The sequence below is a fragment of the Natrinema sp. CBA1119 genome, from assembly GCF_002572525.1.
Lineage (GTDB): Archaea > Halobacteriota > Halobacteria > Halobacteriales > Natrialbaceae > Natrinema.
In genome coordinates this window covers 3,657,969-3,673,712 of the sequence record NZ_PDBS01000001.1, presented here as the reverse complement: position 1 = coordinate 3,673,712, position 15,744 = coordinate 3,657,969, and the positions used below count along the sequence as shown (strand labels likewise).

General features: G+C 62.6%; 20 protein-coding genes, 2 tRNA genes and 1 pseudogene. 17 read left to right on the top strand and 6 right to left on the bottom strand.

Features of this window, described 5'->3' with window-relative positions; translation table 11 throughout:
• Positions 1-87: 87 nt before the first annotated feature.
• Positions 88-207, top strand: a pseudogene (locus CP556_RS27580) (hypothetical protein); the annotation flags it as partial.
• Positions 208-306: 99 nt separating this feature from the next.
• On the opposite strand, the gene bcp reads toward CP556_RS27580, so the two are convergent.
• The 4 genes from bcp to CP556_RS18080 all read right to left on the bottom strand — a co-directional run bounded on the left by bcp (position 307) and on the right by CP556_RS18080 (position 3,645).
• Positions 307-780, bottom strand: a complete 474-nt coding sequence (bcp, locus tag CP556_RS18095) for a thioredoxin-dependent thiol peroxidase (RefSeq protein WP_098726882.1) — start codon at positions 778-780, stop codon at positions 307-309.
• A gap of 109 nt (positions 781-889) precedes the next feature.
• Positions 890-1,873: a DNA replication complex subunit Gins51 gene (locus tag CP556_RS18090; protein ID WP_098726881.1), complete on the bottom strand. Its 984-nt coding sequence runs from the start codon at positions 1,871-1,873 to the stop codon at positions 890-892.
• Positions 1,870-3,045: a DNA primase small subunit PriS gene (priS, locus tag CP556_RS18085; RefSeq protein WP_098726880.1), complete on the bottom strand. Its 1,176-nt coding sequence runs from the start codon at positions 3,043-3,045 to the stop codon at positions 1,870-1,872. The genes CP556_RS18090 and priS overlap by 4 nt, the downstream gene beginning before the upstream one ends.
• A gap of 123 nt (positions 3,046-3,168) precedes the next feature.
• Positions 3,169-3,645: a GNAT family N-acetyltransferase gene (locus CP556_RS18080; RefSeq protein ID WP_098726879.1), complete on the bottom strand. Its 477-nt coding sequence runs from the start codon at positions 3,643-3,645 to the stop codon at positions 3,169-3,171.
• 178 nt (positions 3,646-3,823) lie between these two features.
• On the opposite strand from CP556_RS18080, the gene CP556_RS18075 reads away from it, so the two are divergent.
• Together CP556_RS18075 and CP556_RS18070 are read left to right on the top strand one after the other, a co-directional pair.
• The gene (locus tag CP556_RS18075) at positions 3,824-4,255 is read left to right on the top strand and encodes an archease (RefSeq protein WP_098726878.1); all 432 of its coding nucleotides are present in this window, start codon (positions 3,824-3,826) and stop codon (positions 4,253-4,255) included.
• A gap of 100 nt (positions 4,256-4,355) precedes the next feature.
• The gene (locus CP556_RS18070; RefSeq protein WP_098726877.1) at positions 4,356-5,822 is read left to right on the top strand and encodes an RtcB family protein; all 1,467 of its coding nucleotides are present in this window, start codon (positions 4,356-4,358) and stop codon (positions 5,820-5,822) included.
• A gap of 491 nt (positions 5,823-6,313) precedes the next feature.
• Here the strand turns inward: CP556_RS18070 and CP556_RS18060 are convergent, their stop codons facing one another.
• A complete protein-coding gene (locus CP556_RS18060) occupies positions 6,314-6,526 on the bottom strand; it encodes a hypothetical protein (protein ID WP_098726875.1) in 213 nt (70 codons plus the stop codon).
• Positions 6,527-6,752: 226 nt separating this feature from the next.
• Here CP556_RS18060 and moaA point away from each other — a divergent pair, with 226 nt between their 5' ends.
• The gene (gene moaA / locus CP556_RS18055) at positions 6,753-7,742 is read left to right on the top strand and encodes a GTP 3',8-cyclase MoaA (RefSeq protein ID WP_098726874.1); all 990 of its coding nucleotides are present in this window, start codon (positions 6,753-6,755) and stop codon (positions 7,740-7,742) included.
• A 116-nt stretch (positions 7,743-7,858) separates the two neighbouring features.
• On the opposite strand, the gene CP556_RS18050 is transcribed toward moaA, so the two are convergent.
• A complete protein-coding gene (locus CP556_RS18050) occupies positions 7,859-9,169 on the bottom strand; it encodes an RNA-guided endonuclease InsQ/TnpB family protein (RefSeq protein WP_098726873.1) in 1,311 nt (436 codons plus the stop codon).
• Positions 9,170-9,461: 292 nt separating this feature from the next.
• On the opposite strand from CP556_RS18050, the gene CP556_RS18045 reads away from it, so the two are divergent.
• The 13 genes from CP556_RS18045 (at position 9,462) to rpsB (ending at position 15,712) form a co-directional block, all read left to right on the top strand.
• Positions 9,462-9,544 (top strand) — tRNA-Ser (locus CP556_RS18045).
• A gap of 72 nt (positions 9,545-9,616) precedes the next feature.
• Entirely contained in the window at positions 9,617-10,153 is a 537-nt protein-coding gene (locus CP556_RS18040) for a 30S ribosomal protein S13 (RefSeq protein ID WP_098726872.1), read from the top strand.
• Entirely contained in the window at positions 10,153-10,677 is a 525-nt protein-coding gene (locus tag CP556_RS18035) for a 30S ribosomal protein S4 (protein WP_098726871.1), read from the top strand. Before CP556_RS18040 ends, CP556_RS18035 begins: the two co-directional genes overlap by 1 nt.
• Positions 10,674-11,063 (top strand): 30S ribosomal protein S11, encoded by a 390-nt coding sequence (locus CP556_RS18030; protein ID WP_098726870.1) that lies wholly within the window; start codon positions 10,674-10,676, stop codon positions 11,061-11,063. Before CP556_RS18035 ends, CP556_RS18030 begins: the two co-directional genes overlap by 4 nt.
• Positions 11,064-11,066: 3 nt before the next feature.
• Positions 11,067-11,816: a DNA-directed RNA polymerase subunit D gene (locus tag CP556_RS18025; RefSeq protein ID WP_098726869.1), complete on the top strand. Its 750-nt coding sequence runs from the start codon at positions 11,067-11,069 to the stop codon at positions 11,814-11,816.
• A gap of 129 nt (positions 11,817-11,945) precedes the next feature.
• Positions 11,946-12,030: transfer RNA gene (locus CP556_RS18020), tRNA-Leu, on the top strand.
• Positions 12,031-12,117: 87 nt separating this feature from the next.
• Positions 12,118-12,471 carry a 50S ribosomal protein L18e gene (locus CP556_RS18015; protein WP_098726868.1) on the top strand — a complete coding sequence of 118 codons (354 nt, stop codon included), beginning with the start codon at positions 12,118-12,120 and terminating at the stop codon, positions 12,469-12,471.
• Positions 12,468-12,917 (top strand): 50S ribosomal protein L13, encoded by a 450-nt coding sequence (locus CP556_RS18010; RefSeq protein WP_098726867.1) that lies wholly within the window; start codon positions 12,468-12,470, stop codon positions 12,915-12,917. Before CP556_RS18015 ends, CP556_RS18010 begins: the two co-directional genes overlap by 4 nt.
• Positions 12,911-13,309 carry a 30S ribosomal protein S9 gene (locus tag CP556_RS18005; RefSeq protein WP_098726866.1) on the top strand — a complete coding sequence of 133 codons (399 nt, stop codon included), beginning with the start codon at positions 12,911-12,913 and terminating at the stop codon, positions 13,307-13,309. The genes CP556_RS18010 and CP556_RS18005 overlap by 7 nt, the downstream gene beginning before the upstream one ends.
• Positions 13,310-13,321: 12 nt before the next feature.
• Positions 13,322-13,516: a DNA-directed RNA polymerase subunit N gene (locus CP556_RS18000; RefSeq protein WP_098726865.1), complete on the top strand. Its 195-nt coding sequence runs from the start codon at positions 13,322-13,324 to the stop codon at positions 13,514-13,516.
• Between the two features lie 2 nt (positions 13,517-13,518).
• Positions 13,519-13,704, top strand: a complete 186-nt coding sequence (locus CP556_RS17995; RefSeq protein ID WP_006184680.1) for a DNA-directed RNA polymerase subunit K — start codon at positions 13,519-13,521, stop codon at positions 13,702-13,704.
• Entirely contained in the window at positions 13,701-14,906 is a 1,206-nt protein-coding gene (eno, locus tag CP556_RS17990) for a phosphopyruvate hydratase (protein WP_098726864.1), read from the top strand. Before CP556_RS17995 ends, eno begins: the two co-directional genes overlap by 4 nt.
• Positions 14,903-15,712, top strand: coding sequence for a 30S ribosomal protein S2 (rpsB, locus tag CP556_RS17985; protein ID WP_098726863.1), 810 nt, complete (start codon positions 14,903-14,905; stop codon positions 15,710-15,712). The genes eno and rpsB overlap by 4 nt, the downstream gene beginning before the upstream one ends.
• Positions 15,713-15,744: the final 32 nt, after the last annotated feature.

Below are 15,744 nucleotides of genomic sequence, written 5' to 3'. Positions count from 1 at the left end.
CTGCCTGTTCATATCGTGTCCGTTGAACGCTTCCTACGAGACAGTACCGAAATTAGCTCGGGCTAAACACGTACCGAGCAGGAAACGACCATTTCGGTTCCGGACGGAGACGTAGTACTCGAGGTCAGACGATCCGTCACACTCTACGGCGATCATACGACCGTCGAGTGTTCTGCCGGTCACAGGTTCTGGGTGTACTTCTGCTGATGGCCAGCACTCGTGAGCACAGTCTCTGAACCCTGCATGCGGTCCCCGGTGGATAGCGAGGGTGGGCTGCGTGATTCAGCCAACTCGCAAGCGGCTTCCTCAGTGTGTGACGTCGACCGGTTCGAGATCCGCCAGTACCTCGTCGGCGTGGCCCTCAGGGGAGACCCCTTCGTACACCGCTTCGATCCGTCCGTCCGGACCGACGAGGTAGGTGTTCCGGAAGACGCCGTCGAAGGTGTTGCCGAACATCTTTTTCTCGCCGTAGGAGTCATACAGCGTCGCGACTTCGCCGAATTCGTCGGACAGTAAATCGAACTCGAGATCGTAGTCGGCCGCGAAGTCCGCGAGGTCGTCGACCGGATCGTCGCTGATCCCGACGACCGCGGCGTCGCGGTCCGCGAGTTGCGAGAGCGCGTCGTTGAACCCGCAGGCCTCGGTCGTACAGCCCTCGGTGTTGGCACGAGGGTAGAAGTAGACGACGAGTCGCTGCCCCTCGAAATCGGAGCGCCTGACCGTCTCGCCGTGTTGATTGAGCAGTTCGAACTCCGGTGCCTCGTCGCCGACATCGAGCATGCACGGGAGTTAGCGAGCGCTCATGTATGCGTTGCGATTTCACACTGGGGTCCGCGAAGAGCGAGTCGTCGCGACGAAACCGTCCATCATAGTGGGGCTCGAGGTGCGCTCACTCGAGGCGCTCGGCAGCTTCCCGATCGACGAGAGGGGCGGCGTTTTGCTCCGGGAGCGTGACGACGTCATCGCTGCTCAGGGTGTACTCGCGGTCGTCGACGCCGAGAATGTCGCCGATATCGCTGGTGATCCTGACGGTCGTGCGATCGACATCGTCGGCCTGCCCGCCGGCACCGGAATCGGCGGCGGACCCCGTCGGTTCCGAATCGGGGCCGGCATTCGAGCCGGGGCCGTCCGCTGACTGATCCTGTCGGGCGGTCGTCGGATCCGGTGCGTCGTTTCCATCGGTTCGGTCCGCCTCGTCGACCGGTGGACCGTCTTCGCCCGGACCGTCTCCGCCCAGCCCCTCTCCACCCATGACGTCCGCAGGGGAGACGCCACCGGAGTCCCCCGTCCCCGGATCCACGTCGGCGGCGGGATCGGCGTCCGTCGATCGATCTTCGGGCGGTACCGATGGAGCGTCGTCCGCGGGCGATCGGCCGGATGACTGTTCTCCGGGCCGGCCCGCCGGATCACCGGACTCACCGGCCGGTGTCGGTCCGGTATCGGTCGCCGTGGCTGCGTCGGTCCCCGAACCGGCAGCGCCACCTTCGGCACCCTCGAGGACGTCAAGGACGCGCGTCTTGTTCGAGCCGATTCGGTCGACGAGATCGTCGAAGAGGTCGGCTTCTTCCGCCGTCAGCCCCTCGTCGTCGGCCGCCATGCCGGCCGCGGCGAGGCTAGCCTGCTTGACGAGTTTTCCCATCCGTCGCTCGTAGATCGCCTCGACGACGTCCTTCGCGGTCTCGATCTCGTCGGTCAGCTGGCCGACCTCGGGCGCGGAAAAGGGGTTATCGGCCCGCTCGGCGGCGCGGTCGCGTTCGTCCTCGAGGTCGGCGATGTAGTCGCCGACCTCCTGGTAGAACGAGGGGCGCAGATTCTGGAGGCTATCCTTCTGGCGCTCCTTGCTCTGGACCGAACGCAACTCGTCTAGATTCATTCTTTCTCCTTCTCGGCGCGGCCGCGTGCCATCAGGAACACGGCAACGTACTCGGGTAGTGACTGGTCTCCCTCGGAGACCGTAAAGCTATCCCCACCGAGTTCGATCTCCCCGCCGTCGGTGACGTCGACGGTGATCTCGTGGCCCGTGAACGTCTCGGGGACGGCGTCGACGAGCGGATCGAAGTCTGCGATCTCGTCGCGCTCGAGGCGGACCGTTTTCAGCCCGCTCCCGCCGTGGAGGCTCCCGGGCAGGCGAATGAGGCGGTTCGTGTCGGTGGTGACCGGCTCGTCGATGGGCGCGTTGTCCCGCTCGACGGCCTGACTCGCGAACCGTTCGGCCAACTGCGAGACTGCAGTGTGGACGGTCACGTTGCCGGCCTCGAGTTGCTCCCGATTGTTGCGGGCCGCGTTCAGCGTGGCCGCTGCCTTCCCCTCGCCGATGCCGTCGAACTCCTGCAAGCGCTCGAGGGCGTCGTCCTCCTCGAGTTCGAGCAGTTCATCGACGAAGGCCATGAAGTGGTCGTGCGTCCGAGCGCCCCAGCCACCCTCGATCTGCAGGGTGCGTCGCTCCGTGGGTGTCTTCCGACCCAATCCGGCGACGGTCTCGGTCTCGATCAGTTCGTCGTACTCGAGGCCGATGCCGCGGACGTAGTCGACGATTTCACGGCGGTGTTCCCGCTCTAAGTGCAGGACGTTTTTGTCCCGGACGTGAACGTGATAGCCGCGGCCCCCCGAAAAGACGATCTCGAGGTCCTCGAACGCGAAGTCATCCTCGAGGAACTCGAGCAGTCGAAACAGGGCGTCCTTGCACTTCGCGAGCATCTCGGCGTACGTGTCCTCGCCGAGCGTGACGCTCGGCAAGTGGTCGGCGTCGAGGTCGAAGACGAGATCCGCGGACTGCCAGTCCTTCTCGCTCATCGAACTCGCGCCGGGATCGCGAAACCGGCCCGCGGAGAAATACACGTGTCGCGGGCGCTTTCGGACGAGAAACTCCGAGAGATCGCCCAGCTCGAGGAGCGAACGGTGGCGGACCATCGTCGTGTCGGGACCGTCCGTCCAGGGGATGAACCCCCACTCGCGTTCGTTGGCCGCGGGCGGTGGCGTGATCTCTGTCCGCCGGTAGTGATCGCGGAATCGCCCCCGAAGATAGGCCCTCGTTCGCTCCTCCATGCGCTTCGAGTAGTCGTCGGTGGGGGTGTATAATCCTGCCGAATGAAGCGACAATCGAGCCTTCGCGAACGGCGGGTGAAAAACTGAATACAAACCGGGTCCGGTTCGCAACCGATCCGCTCGTTACCGCCGGATCAGGTCGGAAATCCGATCGGCGATACCGACATCCGAGCCGAGTTTCAGGTAGTAGGCGTCGCCGCCGTCCTCGTAATAGTCGTCGATCCGCCGTTTGATCTCGAAGCCGAGATACTCGTAGAACTGTAACGCGTTTTCGTTGCTCGTCCGGGCGTGACACGTAATCGTATCGTGGTCCTCCGCGACGTGGGCGACGAGCCGTTTGCCGACGCCCTGGCCGCGGAAATCGGGGTCCACGGCCAGAAAGAGAATGTACCCGTCGCGTCGAACGGCGGCGAATCCGACGAGGTCGCTGTCTTGGACGTAACAGTGTACCTTCGACCGGCGATACGCATCAGTAAAGAAGTCGTACCGCTGTTTGAGCACATCCTCCTGACGGTTGATCTCCTCCTTTAGCTGCCAGGCTTCGTCGACGTAATCGTCGCTCCCCGGGGCGACGACGCGACTGTCGATGTTGACGCTCACTACCACAGTATACCATCGTCGCCAATATAATTCCACCGGCAGTCAACGCTCCGGAACGTCAGACAGCAATGTATTCGCTGGCAGTTCCACCTGAACGTGATTCCCGACCAGAAGAATCTGCGGGCGATGGGGCCGAAACGACGGACATAGGGGGCCGGACGTAAAATCCCAATTCGACATGGGATTCGAACTCCGCGATCATACGGCCGATATCGCGGTCTCGGCGACCGGCGAATCGCTCGAGGCGGTTTTCGGCTCGGTAGCCGACGGCCTCGCGGCCGCGTCGTGCGACGAGATTCCGGACGAGGCCGGCGATCGGTTTTCGGTGACCGTGACCGCGGAGAACCGCGAGGCGCTGTTGTTCGACTACCTCGACGAACTGATCTACCTGCGAGACACTCGAGTGGAACTCCCCGTCGACCATCGGGTCGAGTCGATCGAAGTCACCGAGTCGGCTGACGGGTCCGAGGCGTTCCGTCTCGAGGCCAGCGCACGCGGCGTCCCACTCGCCGAGATCGACGCACGAGAAGTAAAAGCGGTGACGTATTCGGAGATGCGCCTCGAGCGAACCGACGACGGCTGGGAGGCGTACGTCGTCTTCGACGTCTGACCGGTCGGTGGATCCGGCGACGCGAGAATCGACCGCCGGGAGGATCCTAATCCGCGACGCGAGACGAACATCTTTCATCACTGCGGTCCGAGTTTCGCGTATGACCACGTTTGACGCGAACGGCATCACGCTCGAGCGGGTGCGCGAGTACGTCTGGGAGATCCCCCAGGAGGGCGACATGCGCGTTCCGGCGCGGGTACTGGCGAGCAAAGCGCTGCTCGAGGAGATCAAGGAGGACAACTCCCTCGAGCAAATCAAAAACACGACCCATTTGCCCGGAATAACCAACCACGCGATCTGTATGCCCGACACCCACCAGGGATACGGCTTCCCGGTCGGCGGGGTGGGCGCGCTCGACGCCGAGAACGGCTGTATTTCGCCGGGAGCGGTCGGCTATGACATCAATTGCGGCGTCCGGATGATGCGAACGAACCTGACCTACGACGAGGTACAGGGTCACGAGGAAGAGCTCGTCGACTCGCTATTCGCCAACATCCCGTCAGGTCTCGGCGGGGGCGGCATCGTCGAAGCCGGCGTCGATACGATCGACGAAATCCTCGCCCGCGGCGTCGACTGGGCGCTCGAGAACGGCCACGCCGTCGAGGACGACTTGCTGCACTGCGAGGACGAGGGGATGCGCGAGGGCGCGGACCCGGACAAAGTGAGTCAGAAGGCCAAGGACCGCGGGAAGAACCAGATCGGCTCGCTGGGCTCGGGGAACCACTTCCTCGAGGTCCAGCGCGTGACCGACGTCTTCGATTCGGGCGTGGGCGAGGCCTACGGGCTCGAGGAAGACCAGATCGTCGTGTTGATCCACTGTGGCTCCCGCGGACTGGGCCATCAGACCTGTAACGACTACCTGCGGAAGATCGAGCAACAACACAAGGGGCTGTTGGACCAGTTGCCCGACAAGGAACTCGCGGCCGCGCCCGCGGGATCACAACTCGCCGAGGACTACTACGGCGCGATGAACGCGGCGATTAACTTCGCGTGGGTCAACCGGCAGCTGATCATGCACCGCACGCGGCAGGTCTTCGAGCGCGTCTTCGATCGATCCTGGGAGTCGATGGAGATGGACCTGCTGTACGACGTGGCACACAACATCGCGAAGAAGGAGACCCACACCGTGAACGAGGACGGCGAGGAGCGCGAACTCTACGTCCACCGCAAGGGTGCCACGCGGGCGTTCCCCGCCGGCCACCCGGAGGTTCCGAAGGCGTACCGCGATGTCGGCCAACCGGTGATCATCCCCGGCAGCATGGGCGCGGGCAGCTACGTCCTCCGAGGCGGCGAGAACTCGATGGATTTGACCTTCGGCTCGACCGCTCACGGTGCGGGTCGGCTGATGAGTCGCACGCAGGCCAAAAACGAGTTCTGGGGCGGCGACGTCCAGCAGGACCTCGAGGACCAGCAGGCGATCTACGTCAAGGCCCAGTCGGGAGCAACGATTGCCGAGGAAGCGCCGGGCGTCTACAAGGACGTGGACGAGGTCGTCCGCGTCTCGGACGAACTCGGCATCGGCGACAAAGTCGCGCGGACGTTCCCCGTGTGTAACATCAAGGGGTAACGGATCTCGTTCTCGGTCATAGCCCTCGAGTAACCAGGAAGTACGGAGCGGGATTATCTCTTACGGCAAAAGTGAGAGTTCGCAGACAAAGTCATCCCTTCAGGAGCGGTTCCAAACGGAATCGAATCAGTGTTCGGCCGGTGGCCCTCTTTGCAATCGGAGACCGAGATATAGCGCTATCGCGAGCGCTTGAACGACCAGCATGAGAAGCACACTCCCTGTCATCACAGCCGCAACGATGCCGAAAACGAACGCGGTGATCGCCAGAATCAGTGGCGACCGACGATTGTGACTCTCGGCCTCGCGATACACGTAGGCTGAGAACAGTGCCTGAGTCGCGACGTATACAGGAGCACCGATTCCGATTGCGGCCATCTCGTCCTCGTTTCAGGTGCAACTACATGTAGTTTGTGACACACGTATCTCCTCGGGTATCGATTCCGTTTACACCACGGTGAGGCCGTCATTTCCACCGAAGTGAGGACCGAGCTCTACTTCAGACGATACGGACTTCCGCTATCCTCGTCATCGTCGTCCTCGCTCTCGTACGGCTTCCGCGCCGTGATCGTCACGGTCGCTTCGGGGTCGTCCTCGTCGGCCCACGGGCTGTCGTAGGCCGAGATCTCGAGGTCGGTCACGTCCCATCCCTCCTCCTCGACGAGTTCCACGAGCCGGCGCTGGTCCGCGAGCATGTCCTCGTCCATAGCGTCTCGTTCGAGCGGCGGAGAGGTATGTCTTCCGTCGGAAGGTGGGAGTGACCCTGCTCTGGGGGATACCGCCCACCCGATTTCGCGGTCCTGACGAGTCTCCGCGAACTCTCGAGTCGAACGGCGTCTCACAACCTCGTTGACAGTACCTAGAAACCGAAATTGGTTACGAGCCGCTGAAATCCCCGGCGTGTTTAAGCGGATCCGGCTGCAACCCAGTGGCATGCTCACCGACGAGTTCGGGCGAGAGGTCTCCGGGGTTCGCGTCTCTCTCACCGATCGGTGTAACTTCGACTGCGTCTACTGTCACAATGAGGGGCTCGGGGACACTCGCGGACCGATGGATCCGCAGGACGACGAAATGTCGACCGACGACGTCGTCCGATTCCTCGAGGTCGCCGCCGAGTTCGACGTCGACGCGGTCAAGTTCACCGGTGGGGAGCCGATGCTGCGACAGGACCTGGAGGAAATTATCGAGCGCACACCCGACCAGATGGAGGTCTCGCTGACGACGAATGGGACGTTCCTCCCCGGCCGCGCGGAGGCGCTCGTCGACGCTGGACTCGAGCGGGTCAACGTCTCCCAGGACGCGCTCGATCCCGAGGATTTCGCCGCGGTGACGAAAAGCGGGGCCTACGAGAAGGTCCTCGAGGGCGTCGAGGCCGCGCTCGAGGCGGGCCTGGACCCGGTCAAACTCAACATGGTCGTCTTCGAGCACACCGCGGGGTACGTGCCGGAGATGGTCGATCACGTCGCGGAAAACGACGGGCTACAGCTCCAGTTGATCGAGTACATGCCGGAGCTGACGGGGAAGCCGGAGTGGAACATCGACATCCAGCGGGTTCACGACTGGTTGGCCGAGCAGGCCGACGAAATCGAACACCGGGAGATGCACGATCGAAAGCGCTACTGGATCGGCGGCGACGACGGGAGCGGCGGTGGCATGGTCGAGATCGTCGACCCCGTCGAGAACCCGACGTTCTGTGCGAACTGCCATCGGGTTCGGGTCACCCACGAGGGCTATCTGAAGGGCTGTCTCAACCGCAACGACGACCTCAAGTCGATGGGCGAGATGACCAAGTCGGAGATCCGCGAGGCATTCCGCAATACCGTCGCGAACCGGGTTCCCTACTACGGCGAGTACATGATCCAGAACGAGGAGGGGCAGTGGGAGATCAACGAGAAGTACATCGAAGAGTACGCCGGAGCCTGAGTTAACCCCCCGTCTTCGTTTTGTCACGTGCGTTCGGGAACCGACTCGAGCCGAGTGACATCCTCCCCGCCGTAAACGGCAGGGCTTCCCGTACCGCAGTTGGGATATTTGCCGGTCTACGACACGACCTGTTCTCTCGTGTGAAACGTCCCGCTCTCGCGGTCGAACAGGTATGTCGATGGCTGTGTCGTTCGAAAGGCGCTTTGCGCCTTTCGTGATGACGAGAGACCTCCGGTCTCTCGAACCACCACACAGCCGTTACTCCTATCCTCGCCGTGAGGACTCGGAGTTATCTTCTGGCGCATATTTTCCGCCCCGTTACAATCCGCGTTCCCGACCAACTCGCACGACGAGCAGACGTACAGGCCACGTTCGACACGGTTCGACTTCGTGTCGTCACCACATCGTGAGCAGGTCTTACTAGTGTCCCACTCGTTCTCTTTCAGCACCTCAACGCCACAGATCTCGCCTTTGTATTCGAGGTACTGGTAGATGCGGTTGAACGCCCACGAGTGCAACTTCTTATTGCCAGTTTTGCCCCAGTCTGACTCACGTACGTCTTCAGGCCAACTCACCGCGAGCGTTCCAACACCGCGTTCAACACACTCGGTGATGATGGTGTCCGTGAGGACGTGGTAGAAGTGGGTTTCACGGTCTGCGAGTTTTTGACGTGCCCACATCGACTTCTCTGAGGGGCCGTTCTCTCCCTCAGTATCGTACTCTGATCGGGTGAAGTAGTGCTTGTCCTGTTTGAGCGAGTTCCCGGGGAACAGGACGTATTCGGCGGGGAAGGCGATCGTTGCAATGTTCTTGATGCCGAGGTCGATACCCGCCAATTCGTCGCCTGCGGAGTCGGTAGTTTCGAGTTTGACTTTACAGACGAAGTGTAGTTCCCACTCATTGCCGTTCCAGACGGCGCGAACGTTCTGCGCCCGGTTGACTTCTGAGAGGTCAACGTCCGGGCGAGTCTGGTACTCGCAGAGGATGAAATCTGACCACGATTCTTTGAGGTTCGACCCTTTACTGAGTCGGACGCGGTTGTTTTCGGGGTCGTGCTTGAAGCCGTCTGCTTTGAACGTCACAGTGCTTCGGGGCCGGGTGTCGCCGTGTTTGCGGTAGCCGGGCGGATTCGCCTTCGGGTCTTTGTGCCGCAGGTCGAACCACGACTGAAAAGCGTCAGAAAGTTCTTCGATGACTTTCTGACTGGATTGGGCATTCAAGTCTTTCCAGCACGTGCGGTTCTTCATATACGATTTCAGCGCCCCCTCATCTGGAATTTTGCCAGTTGCGTCCCAGATACGGTCGGCTGTCCATCGTGCGACATTCCAGATTTTCGAGGCGGAGTCTCCGAGCGAATCAAGGCCGTCGCAAACCTGACGCTGGTTCTGAATGGAACCAACGTAGGTGCGAGTGACCTCAATCGCCATACATAGCCTATGTGGATGAATCGACTTAATGGTGTGTATTAACGGTGAATATCCGGACTGCTATCGACGGTAGTTGGCGTCAGGGTTGTCAGATTCACTCTCGTCGTAAACGACGGGATTCTCTCCTCGTAGAAAGATAGTCGGACTCGAGTGTGATCAACAGTGGAATCGATTTGAACGAGGAGCGGCTACCTTTCGTTGCCCTTAAGTAGTCGACGGGGGTAGGTTCGGGTGCAATACGTGTAGGGGAGTGATCCCCGAGTCCGAGAGGGCGATGATAGACGGAAACGGTGTTGTGGTAGCCAAGCGGCCCAAGGCGCATGGTTGCTAACCATGTGGCGTCAAGCCTCCGGGGTTCAAATCCCCGCCACAACGTCGGACACTTCGCTGGCGTTTTCCCGCCAGTCGATTTGCATCGCAGGCAGACCAGAGACAGATACACGATACATGAGCGCGGAAGAACCTCAAGAACAAGAAGACGACGAAGACCTCCGATACTTCGTCCGCATCGGACAAACGGACCTCGATGGGACGAAGTCCGTCGAGCGCTCGCTCTCGGAGATGAACGGGATCGGTCGCCGGACCGCCCGACTCATCGCCGAGGAAGCGGGCGTCGACCGAACCGCGACGTTCGGTCGACTCGACGACGACGTCATCGACGGCGTCATCGAGGCCGTGGAGAACTACGCCGAACAGGTCCCCGACTGGCTCAACAACCGTCAGGGAGACTTCTACAGCGGCGAAACGACCCACGAGATCGGGAACGATCTCCAGTTGACCCGACAGCACGACATCAACCGGATGAAGATGATCGACTCCTACAAGGGCTCTCGCCACAAGCGAGGCCAGAAGGTTCGCGGTCAGCGAACCAAGTCCACCGGCCGAACGGAGGGCACCATCGGAGTCAACGTCGAAGAGATCCGCGAAGAACAGGCCGAAGAGGCCGCAGCCGCCGAAGAAGAAGAAGAGGACGAGGGTGAATAATGCCACTCGGCACTGACACCAAGCAATACGAGACGCCGAACCACCCCTACCAGGGTGAGCGCATTGCCTCCGAACACTCCCTCGTCGACCGCTACGGGCTCTCGAACAAAGAAGAGCTCTGGCGAGCGCAGTCCGAACTTCGCTCCTACCGGCGCGAGGCTCGAGAACTGCTCGGCCAGGCCCAGGACGACGAAACCGTCATCCGACGCTCCGAGGAATTCCTCAACCGACTCAAACGCGTCGGCATCCTCAACGAGACGGACGAACTCGGCGACATCCTGTCGCTCGAGATCGAGGACATCCTCGAGCGCCGACTCCAGACGGTCGTCTACCGGACGGGTCTGGCGAACACGCCCCAGCAGGCCCGCCAGTTCATCGTCCACGGCCACGTCGTGGTCGACGGACAGCGCCACCTCGTTCCGTCCTACGTCGTCGACACCGACGAGGAGGATCTGGTGGCCTTCGACGAGAACAGTCCGCTCGCGGACGAACTCCACCCCGAACGCGCGGAGGGTAACCAATGAGCCAGAACGACGATAAATGGGGAGTCGCCCACGTACACGCATCGTTCAACAACACCGTCATGACCGTGACCGACCTCACGGGCGCGGAGACGATCGCCAAGTCCTCCGGCGGGACGGCGGTCAAGCAAAACCGCGACGAGGCGTCGCCGTACGCGGCCATGCAGATGGCCGAGTCCGTCGCCGAAGAGGTCAAAGCAGCCGGTATCACGGGCCTTCACGTTCGCGTGCGCGGCCCCGGCGGCAACCTCCAGAAATCCCCCGGTCCCGGCGCGCAGGCGACGATCCGCGCGCTCGCCCGTTCGGGCATCGAGATCGGGCGAATCGAGGACGTCACGCCGATCCCCCACGACGGATCGCGCGCACCGAAAGGCAAGGGCGGCTACTAGACCATGACAGAGGAGTACGACGTCGAGTTCGTCGAACGCGAGGATCGTGAGGCACGGTTCCTCGTTCGCGGCGTGACGCCCGCATTCGCGAACGGCATCCGCCGCGCGATGGTCGCCGACGTACCTACGATGGCGATCGACACCGTCCGGTTCGTCGAGAACTCGTCGGTCATGTTCGACGAGCAACTCGCGCTCCGACTCGGGCTCGTCCCGCTGACGACCCCGCCGGTCGGCGAGTTCACCGAGGACGACACCGTTACGCTCTCGATCGACGTCGAAGGGCCGGCGACCGCCTACTCCGGCGATCTCGTCTCGAGCGACGACCTCGTCCGTCCCGCGGACGACAACATTCCGATCATCGACCTCAAGGACGGCCAGCGCCTCGAAGCCGAGGCCGATACCGTGATCGACCGCGGACGAAACCACGCCAAGCATCAGGGTGGGGTCGCGGTCGGGTATCGACACCTCCAGCGCGTGACGGTCGACGGTGATCTTCCCGAGTTCGAGGACGAGGAGAGCCGGATCATCCGCGGCGTCATTGAGGACGACGGCGAACTCGTGTCGACGAGCGAGTTCGACCACGACCTCTCGAATCGCTACCCGGGCAAGGAGGTCCGGGTCGAGGACGTGCCGAACGCCTTCGTCTTCCACGTGGAGACCGACGGCTCGTTCCCCATCGAGGAGCTCGTGACGCGAGCAGCGGAGACGCTCGCCGAACGCGCGACCGACCTCGAAGACGCAGTACAGCTATAGATATGAACCGACGCCCCCGACCCGATCAAGGAACGCCGTTCGCCGACGCCGTGAGCGACGAGACCGGCGATCGCGTTCCTGCTGGAATCGAAAGGGGTTTGAAGGGGCGACGGGTAGACGGAAGTGCGAGCAGGGATAGCCAAGTTAGGCCAACGGCGCAGCGTTCAGGGCGCTGTCTCGTAGGAGTCCGCAGGTTCAAATCCTGCTCCCTGCATCACTTCTCTAAACTCGATTCCACCGTCGACGGCGCAGTATCCCGCGTCGCCGACGTGCCGGCAGTTGCAGTATTTGGAGGAAACCAATGAGTAGCAAGACTAATCCGAGGCTCAACGATCTCATCGCCGAGCTGAAGTCGACGTCCCGCGAAACGGACGCCGATGTCTGGCGAGACGTTGCGGATCGACTCGAGAAGCCCCGACGCACCCACGCTGAGGTGAATCTGGGCCGCATCGAGCGGTACGCACGCGAAGAAGAGACTGTCGTCGTTCCCGGCAAAGTGCTGGGATCTGGCGCACTACAGAAGAACGTCACCGTCGCCGCCGTCAAGTTCTCTTCGTCCGCAGAGACGAAGATCGACCAGGTCGGCGAGCCGGTATCACTCGAGCAAGTGCTCGAAGAGAACCCCGACGGATCGGATGTCCGGGTGATTCGATGAGTCTCGCAGAGTTTGACGCAGATCTTGTCGTCGATGCCGGTGACTGTATCCTTGGACGAGTCGCGAGCGAGGTCGCCCAGCGCGCGCTGGACGGCGATCGCGTCGCGATCGTCAATGCAGAGGACGCGGTCATCACCGGCGACAAGGAAGACATCTTCGAGACGTACCGTACGCGGCTACAGCTGGGTTCGGACCGCGGACCCTACTACCCCAAGCGACCGGACACGATCTTCAAGCGGTCCGTTCGCGGGATGTTGCCGTACAAGAAAACCCGTGGCCGCGAGGCACTCGACAGCGTCCGCGTCTACGTCGGCAACCCCTACGAGAACGACGACGATCACGAGCTGGAAGTGCTCGAGGGGACGTCACTGGATCGGCTGTCGAACATCCGCTTCGTTCACCTACACGAAGTGTCCGAACAGTTAGGTGCTAACGTCACATGGTAACCAACACGAGTGGCAAGAAAAAGACGGCCGTCGCCCGCGCCACGGTGCGCGAGGGCGAGGGTCGCGTTCGAATTAATTCGCAACCCGTCGAACTGGTCGAACCGGAGACGTCCCGACTCAAGATGCTCGAGCCGTTCCGCATCGTCGGCGACGATCTGCGCGGCGAGATGGACATCGATGTTCGCGTCGAGGGTGGCGGTATCAGCGGACAGGCAGACGCCGTCCGCACCGCCGTCGCACGCGGGATCGTCCAGCACTCCAACGACGCCGAACTCCGCGACGCGTTCATGGAGTTCGACCGGTCGTTGCTGGTCAACGACGTTCGCCAGTCTGAACCGAAGAAGTGGGGCGGCCCGGGCGCTCGGGCGCGCTACCAGAAGTCCTACCGCTAAGGTGATTCAATCATGATGGTACCGGTCCGGTGTTTCACCTGTGGCAACGTCGTCGCCGAACACTGGGAAGCGTTCGACGAGCGAGCGAACGAGGGCGACGAGGATCCGGAAGAGGTTCTGGACGAACTCGGCGTCGAGCGCTACTGCTGTCGGCGCATGCTCGTCAGTCACAAGGACCTCGTCGACGTCGTCTCCCCGTACCAGTAACCATGCAACAACAACAGCACAACCGCTACGAGAAGGCACGCATCCTCGGCGCTCGAGCGCTGCAGGTCTCCTACGGCGCGCCGGTGTTGATCGAGACGGAGCAGACCCAACCGATCCTCATCGCCGCCGAGGAGTACGACGCCGGCGTGTTGCCCTTTACCGTCAAGCGGGGGTACGACCGGAAATGACGCTCATCACCGACATCCGGCTGCGTCGGATCCTCGACTCGCGAGGGAATCCGACAGTCGAGGCGGATGTCGTGACCGAGAGCGGCGGTTTCGGCCGCGCCGCAGCGCCCAGCGGGGCCAGCACGGGCGAGTACGAAGCCGTCGAACGGGCCCCAGGTGAGGCGATCGCGGCGGCCCGGGAACGCGCCGTTCCCCGGCTCGTCGGCGAGATCTATGCGGGTAACCAGCGCGACGTCGACGCCGCGCTCCACGCTGCTGACGGCACCGACGACTTCTCGGAGATCGGCGCAAACAGCGCAGTCGCGATCTCGATGGCCGCTGCAAAAGCCGGTGCCGACGTGCTCGGTGCGCCGCTCTTTCAGCACCTCGGTGGCACGTTCCGCGGCGAGAGCTTCCCGATTCCGCTCGGTAACGTCGTCGGTGGCGGCGAACACGCTGCCGACGCGACCGACATTCAGGAGTTCCTGGCCGCACCCGTCGGCGCGCCGAGCGTCGAAGATGCGGTCTTCGCGAACGCGGCCGTCCACGCCGCAGTCGCCGACCTGCTCGAGGAACGCGGCGTTCCCTGTGGCAAGGGCGACGAGGGCGCGTGGGCACCGTCGATCGACGACGGCGAGGCCTTCGAAATCGTCGCCGAGGCGGTCTCGATGGTCCAAGACGAGGTCGGCTTCAACGTCGGCTTCGGGCTGGACGTCGCCGGCGCTGAACTGTACGATTCCGAGTCGGAAACGTACGAGTACAGCGACCGGAGCCGCGATACGGACGAGCAGATCGCGTACATCGCCGAACTCGTCGAGGAGTACGACCTCGTCTACGTCGAGGATCCCCTCGACGAGGACGATTACGATGCCTTCGCCGAACTGACCGAGGAAGTCGGCGACCAGACGCTGATCTGCGGTGATGACCTGTTCGTCACCAACACCGACCGTCTCGTCGAGGGAATCGACCGCGGCGCGGCCAACAGCATCCTGATCAAGCCGAACCAGATCGGGACGCTGTCGGACGCGTTCGACGCGATCGAACTCGCGACGGAGAACGGCTACGACTCGGTCGTCTCCCACCGGTCGGGCGAGACCGAAGACGCGACGATCGCACACCTCGCCGTTGCGACCGACGCTCCCTTCATCAAGACGGGAACCGTCGGCGGCGAGCGAACCGCAAAGCTCAACGAGCTCATTCGAATCGCAGACGACGCGACATGACAGAAAACGACGCAACCCAGGAAGGGCTCGACGCCGCCGAGGAGGAAATCGACGAGGAGCCAGCCGAAGGGGCTGGCCCCGCCGCCGAGGAGGATGTCGAGCCAGTAGACGAACAGCCCGCCGACGCCGGGGGAGCGCCCGCGGCCGACGCAGAACCAGCCGACGACGACGCCGAGGAGGAAGACGCCGGTCCAACCCTCGACGACGACGTCATGTCCGACGAGGAGGCGGACCTGTTGATCCCCGTCGAGGACTACCTCGGCGCTGGCGTCCACATCGGGACCCAACAGAAGACCGAGGACATGGGTCGGTTCATCCACCGTGTCCGAACCGACGGTCTCTACGTGCTCGACGTCTCGAAGACCGACGGCCGCATCCGCACGGCCGCGGACTTCCTCGCGAACTACGACCCGGAGCAGATCCTGGTCACCTCGAGCCGTCAGTACGGTCGGTTCCCGGCGGAGAAGTTCGCCGATGCCGTGGGCGCTCGCGCCCGCACCGGCCGCTTCATCCCGGGCACGCTGACGAACCCGAAGTACGATGGCTATATCGAGCCGGACGTGCTCGTCGTCACCGACCCGATCGGTGACGCCCAGGCCGTCAAAGAGGCTATCACGGTCGGTATCCCGGTCATCGCGATGTGTGACTCGAACAACCAGGTCAGTAACGTCGACCTCGTCGTCCCGACGAACAACAAGGGTCGGAAGGCCCTCTCGGTCGTCTACTGGCTCCTCGCCAACGAGGTCCTCGATCGACGCGGTGCCGAGCCGTCGTACTCGCTCGAGGACTTCGAAAGTACGGTCTAACGCTGTAGATATCGACGCTGTTCGTTTTCTCG